3 protein-coding genes and 1 pseudogene are annotated in these 5307 nt (G+C 75.9%); 1 reads left to right on the top strand and 3 read right to left on the bottom strand.

Annotated features, from left to right (window positions below):
- Positions 1 to 180: 180 nt before the first annotated feature.
- Positions 181 to 615: pseudogene (locus ABZ641_RS24955) on the top strand (universal stress protein); the annotation flags it as partial.
- A gap of 30 nt (positions 616 to 645) precedes the next feature.
- Here the strand turns inward: ABZ641_RS24955 and ABZ641_RS24950 are convergent.
- The 3 genes from ABZ641_RS24950 to ABZ641_RS24940 are packed head-to-tail and all read right to left on the bottom strand — an operon-like array spanning position 646 to position 5077.
- The gene (locus ABZ641_RS24950; RefSeq protein WP_359985066.1) at positions 646 to 1830 is read right to left on the bottom strand and encodes an acyl-CoA dehydrogenase family protein; all 1185 of its coding nucleotides are present in this window, start codon (positions 1828 to 1830) and stop codon (positions 646 to 648) included.
- 59 nt (positions 1831 to 1889) lie between these two features.
- Complete coding sequence (locus ABZ641_RS24945; RefSeq protein ID WP_344627797.1) at positions 1890 to 2843, bottom strand: hydroxymethylglutaryl-CoA lyase; 954 nt, start codon at positions 2841 to 2843, stop codon at positions 1890 to 1892.
- A gap of 38 nt (positions 2844 to 2881) precedes the next feature.
- Positions 2882 to 5077: a biotin carboxylase N-terminal domain-containing protein gene (locus ABZ641_RS24940; protein WP_359985063.1), complete on the bottom strand. Its 2196-nt coding sequence runs from the start codon at positions 5075 to 5077 to the stop codon at positions 2882 to 2884.
- Positions 5078 to 5307 lie beyond the last annotated feature (230 nt).

Raw genomic sequence — 5307 nt, 5'->3', positions numbered from 1 at the left:
CGCCGGGCGGGGGCACACGGCCCCGCAGCGGGCCCGGGCGGCCCGGTGTCCGGCCGCGGCGGGCACGGCGGTGCACGGGGCGCCGGAGCGCCCGGAGGCGGCCCGATGAGCGACGGCCCCGGTCCGATGACGGGCCGCACCGAGGGCGACGGCGAGCACCTGGTGAAGGATCAGCCGGCCCGCGCCTGCGACCCGGTGTTCCAGCACGGCGTGGTGGTCGGCTTCGACGGCTCGCTGTCCAGCGAGCGCGCGCTGGCCTACGCGGTCGGCATGGCGCGCAGGTCGCAGTGCGGCCTGGTGATCGTGCACGTGGCGAACCGGCTGCCGGCCACGGTCTGGGCGGGCTGCGAGCCGCCGGTCTTCGTCGACCTGCCGGACCACCGCACGGAGATCCTCGGCCTGGAGCTGGCCTGCGCGGACTTCCTCGCCGGCGTGCCGTGGATCCTGGTCGAGCGCGGCGGCGACATCTGCCACGAGATCGAAGAGGTCGGCCGCGAGTACGCCGCCGACGCGATCGTCGTCGGCAGCACCCGCGGCCTGCTCGGCAAGGTCTTCGGTTCGGTGTCCGGGCGGCTGGCGCGGCGCGCCAACCGCCCGGTGATCGTCATCCCCTGACGGACCGCCGGGGAGGTCGACCCGGTCGGGTCAGGAGGTCACCCCGAGCTCCCGCGCGATCAGCATCCGCTGGACCTCCGAGGTCCCCTCGCCGATCTCCAGGATCTTGCAGTCGCGCCAGAACCGGGCGACCGGGAACTCGTTCATGAAGCCGTACCCGCCGTGGATCTGGGTGGCCTCGCGGGCGTTGTCCACGGCGGCCTCCGACGCGTACAGCTTCGCGATCGCGGCCTCCTTCTTGAACGGCTCGGAGTGCAGCAGCCGGGAGGCGGCGTCGCGCCAGGCCAGCCGGGCGGTGTGGGCGCGCATCTCCATGTCGGCCAGCTTGAACTGGATGACCTGGTTGGCGCCGATCGGCCGCCCGAAGGCGCGCCGCTGGCCGGCGTACGCGACGGACTGGTCGACGCACCCCTGGGCCAGGCCGGTGGCGAGCGCCGCGATCGCGATGCGCCCCTCGTCGAGGATGCGCAGGAACTGGGCGTAGCCGCGGCCGCGCTCGCCCAGCAGGTTCGCCGCCGGGACGCGGCAGTCGGTGAAGGAGAGCTCGCGGGTGTCGGAGGCGTTCCAGCCGACCTTGGAGTACTTCTTGGAGACCTGGAACCCGGGTGTCCCGGCCGGCACGATGATGGACGAGATCTCCCGCGTGGGCGAGAGCGCCGCCCCGTCCGCGCGGGTGGTCGGCTCGGTCAGCGCGGTCACCGTGACCAGGCCGGTGATGTCCGTGCCGGAGTTGGTGATGAAGCACTTGGTGCCGTTGATCACCCACTCGTCGGTCGCCTCGTCGTAGCGGGCCGTGGTGCGGGTGGCGCCGGCGTCCGAGCCGCCCTCCGGCTCGGTGAGGCCGAAGGCGCCGAGCGTCTCGCCCGAGGTCAGCTTCGGCAGCCAGGTGCGCTTCTGCTCCTCGGTGCCGAAGCGGTACACCGGCATGGCACCGAGTGAGACGGCCGCCTCCAGGGTGATGGCGACCGAGGAGTCGACCCGGGCCAGCTCCTCCAGGGCGATGCCCAGGGCGAAGTAGTCGCCGCCCATGCCGCCGTACTCCTCGGGGAACGGCAGGCCGAACAGGCCCATCTCGCCCATCTCGCGGACGATCTCGTACGGGAACTCGTTCTGCTCGTAGTACTCGCCGATCTTCGGCGCGACCCGGTCGTTCGCGAACTCCGCGACGGTCCGTCGCAGCTCTTCGTACTCGGTGCTCAGCCGGTGGTCGAGCATGGGGATCCTCCTGGATCGCGGCCGGTCGGGCCGGGGTGATGAGGTGTTGACGGGGTGTGTCAGGCGGACGGGCCGAGCAGCGCCCGGACGGTCCGCGACTGGCTGGGGCGTCCGAGCTGCCCGGCCATCCAGCCGCTGGTGGCGGCGAGGGCGGCCAGGTCGACGCCGGTGTCGATGCCGAGGCCGTGGAGCATCCACACCAGGTCCTCGGTGGCCAGGTTCCCGGTGGCGCTCTTCGCGTAGGGGCAGCCGCCGAGGCCGCCGGCCGAGGCGTCCACCACGGTCACCCCGCAGCGCAGCGCGGCGAGCGTGTTGGCCAGCGCCTGGCCGTAGGTGTCGTGGAAGTGCACGGCGAGCCGGTCCATCGGCACCCCGGCCTCGGCGAAGCCGGTCAGCAGCGCGGTGACCTGGCCGGGGGTGGCGGTGCCGATGGTGTCGCCGAGGCTCAGCTCGGCGCAGCCCATCTCCAGCAGGCGCAGCCCGTGGCCGATCACCTGCGCGGCCGGGACGGGGCCCTCCCACGGGTCGCCGAAGCACATCGAGAGGTAGCCGCGGACGGGCACCCCGGCCGCCGTGGCGCGGGCCACCACCGGGCGGAACATCGCCATGGCCTCGTCGGCGGAGCGGTTGAGGTTCCGCCGGGCGAAGGTCTCGGTGGCGCTGGCGAAGACCGCGACCTCCGCCGCGCCGTGGGCGAGCGCCCGGTCCAGGCCGCGCTCGTTCGGCACCAGCACCGGCAGCCGCAGGCCCGGGTACCGCCCGGCCAGGCCGGACAGCCGGGGCATCAGCTCCTCGGCGTCCGCCAGCTGCGGCACCCACTTGGGGTGCACGAAGCTGGTCGCCTCGACGGTGCGCAGGCCGGCGGCGGCCAGCCGGGCGATGAACTCGGCCTTCACCTCGACCGGGACGAGCCCGCTCTCGTTCTGCAGGCCGTCCCGCGCGCCGACCTCGTGGATCCGCACCCGGGCCGGCAGCGACGGGTCGCGCACCGGGTCCGGCAGGCCCAGCTCCAGCACGCCCGGCTCGGCCGCCGTCCCGTCCTGCTCCGCGGTCACGGGGCCACCTCGGCCTTCTCGGCGTCGCCCTCGGCGGGTACGACGACGGCCAGCAGTTCGTCCATGGCGACGGTCGCGCCGGCACTCGCCCGCAGCTCGCTGACGGTGCCGTCGTGCGGCGCCGCGATCACGTGTTCCATCTTCATGGCCTCCAGGACCAGCAGGGTCTGACCGCGGGTCACCCGCTCGCCGGCCGCGGCCTTGACCACGGTGACGGTGCCCGGCATCGGAGCGGTCAGCGCGCCGTGGTGGGCCCCGCCCGCGGCGGCGCGGTCCGCCACCGGGTCGTACGCGTGCACCGCCCAGGCGTCGCCGTCCACCGCGAGCCAGTCGACGCGGCCCGCGGGCCCGTTGTCGGTGGTGTGTGCGAACGTCGTCTGCAGGCCGTCGAGGGAGACCTGCAGGCGGCCGCCGGAGCGGTGGGCCGTGGCCCGCCGCACCGGTCCGTCGCCGACCTGCACCTGCAGGCCGGCGGAGGCGGGGGTGCCGGCGGTCTCGGCCACCGAGCCGGGTGCGGTCGGCCGCACCAGGACGGTGACCGGCTCCTGCCCGGCGAGCCGCAGGCGGTGGGCCGTCCAGGCCGCCCCGCCGCCCAGCCGCCAGCCGGAGGGGCGGGAGAACGGGTCGGTCCAGCCGTCGGGGGCGACGGCCGGGGCGAGGTCCAGCTGCCGGGCGATCGCCGCGGCGATCGGCAGCAGGTCCGCGCTCTCCGCGTCCTGCGGGGTCGCGTCGGCACCGGTGCGGGTGTGGGGGGAGCTCAGCAGGACGGGGGTCTGCTGAGCGGTCCGCTCCACCAGCCCGGTGTCGAGGCGGCCCGCCACCACCTCGGGGTGGGCCAGCAGCCGCCGCAGGAAGCCGGTGTTGGTGGTGACGCCCAGGATCCGGGTGTCGGCCAGCGCGGCCCGCAGCCGGCGCAGCGCCGTCGCCCGGTCCGGCCCGTACGCGATCACCTTGGCGAGCATCGGGTCGTAGAGGCTGCCGACCTCGGTGCCCGCGGCCACGCCGGAGTCCACCCGGACGCCCTCGCCGGCCGGCTCGTCCAGCCGCAGGATGCGGCCGCCGGTCGGCAGGAAGTCGCGGTCCGGGTCCTCGGCGCAGATCCGCGCCTCGATCGCGTGGCCCACGAAGGAGACGTCCTCCTGGGCGAAGGGCAGCGCCTCGCCGGCGGCCACCCGCAGCTGCCACTCGACGAGGTCGAGCCGCCGCGGCTCGGCGCCGTCGCCGGTGCGCACCGCGATCGCCAGCTCGGTGACGGGGTGCTCCACCTGGAGGCGGGTGTTCATCTCCATGAAGAAGAAGTCCAGGACGCCCTCGGGAGCCTGCGCGCCCGGCTCCAGGCCCGGGACGATGAACTCGACCGTGCCGGCGCCGGTGTAGCCGCAGGCCTCGGCGGCCCGCACGGCCGCCGCACCCATCGCCGCCCGGGTCTCCTCGTTGAGCAGGACGGAGGGGGCCTCCTCGATCAGCTTCTGGTGGCGGCGCTGCAGGCTGCACTCGCGCTCGCCGAGGTGCACGGTGGTGCCGCGGGCGTCCGCGAGCACCTGCACCTCGATGTGGCGCGGCCGGTCCACCCAGCGCTCCAGCAGCAGGGTGTCGTCACCGAACGCGGTGCGCGCCACCCGCCGCGCCGCGTCGATCTCGGCCGGCAGCTCGGCGGGGTCGCGGACCAGCCGCATGCCCTTGCCGCCACCGCCCGCGGACGGCTTCAGCAGCACCGGGTAGCCGATCTCCTTGGCGGCCGCGACCAGCTCGGCGTCGCTCGGCGAGCCGCCGCTGCTGCCGGGCACCACCGGCACGCCCGCGACGCGGACGGCCTCCTTGGCGTTGATCTTGTCGCCCATCAGCTCCACCGCGGCCGGCGGCGGGCCGATGAAGGCCAGCCCCGCCTCGGCGCACGCCCGGGCGAAGCCGGGGTTCTCGGCGAGGAAGCCGTACCCGGGGTGCACGGCCTGCGCACCGGTGCGGCGGGCGGCCGCCAGCAGCAGGTCGGTCCGCAGGTAGGTCTCGGCCGCCGAGCTGTCGCTGCGCCCCTCCGGGCCGAGCCGGACGGCGAGGTCGGCCTCGCGGACGTGCGGGGCCTCGGCGTCGGCGTCGCTGTGCACGGCGACGGAGCGGATGCCGAGCCGGCGCAGGGTGCGGATCACCCGGAGGGCGATCTCACCCCGGTTGGCGACCAGAACGGTGTCGAACATGGGAGGTCTTCCTCCGGGTCGAGGGATGGCGCTGCCGGTGCGGCGGTGGCGGGTCGGGCGGCGCGGGTGCGGCGGGTGCGGTGCCGCGGGGGTGCGCGGCGGGGCCGGGGTCGGGGGGGGCGGGGGGGCCCCCCCCCCCCGGCCCGGCCCAGGCGGACGACCACGGAGGGGCGGGGGGGGGGGAGCGGGGCGGGGGGGGCGGCGGGGGGCGCCCGGCCCCCGGCGGGGCG

Source organism: Kitasatospora sp. NPDC007106, assembly GCF_040634455.1.
Lineage (GTDB): Bacteria > Actinomycetota > Actinomycetes > Streptomycetales > Streptomycetaceae > Kitasatospora > Kitasatospora arboriphila.
Note: the sequence above shows the minus strand (reverse complement) of the source record. Positions and strands in the feature narration are given on the sequence as shown.